The following is a 325-nucleotide window of genomic DNA, read 5'->3' as shown; positions in this document are numbered from 1 at the left end:
GTCTGGGACGGGCGGCTGCGTCCGGCGTAAGGCCGTGCCCGGCCTCGCGTGGTCCCGGTCTCGCGTGGACGTGCCCAGCCCAGTGGTGGGACCCCGTCGTGGCGGACGTAGGCTGGCTCGTCATGGCCATACGTACGGAGCTGGTGGACGCCTCCAGCCTGCTGGTGCTGCGTCGGGAGGTGCTGCGGCCCGGACGGCCGCTGGAGGCCGCCCGGTTCGGCGGGGACGAGCTGCCGGGGGCCTTCCACGTGGCGGCCTACGAGGCGGACCCGGGCGCCGTTTCCCGGGGCCCGCAGCCGACAGGGCCGACGGAGTCGGCGGGTTC

General features: G+C 76.0%; 1 pseudogene. It reads left to right on the top strand.

The window, feature by feature from the left end:
• Nucleotides 1-122 precede the first annotated feature (122 nt).
• A pseudogene (locus tag AN216_RS00170) lies at nt 123-325 on the top strand (hypothetical protein); the annotation flags it as partial.

Origin of the sequence: Streptomyces oceani, assembly GCF_001751245.1 — a bacterium.
GTDB classification, from domain to species: Bacteria; Actinomycetota; Actinomycetes; order Streptomycetales; family Streptomycetaceae; genus Streptomyces; species Streptomyces oceani.
Note: the sequence above shows the minus strand (reverse complement) of the source record. Positions and strands in the feature narration are given on the sequence as shown.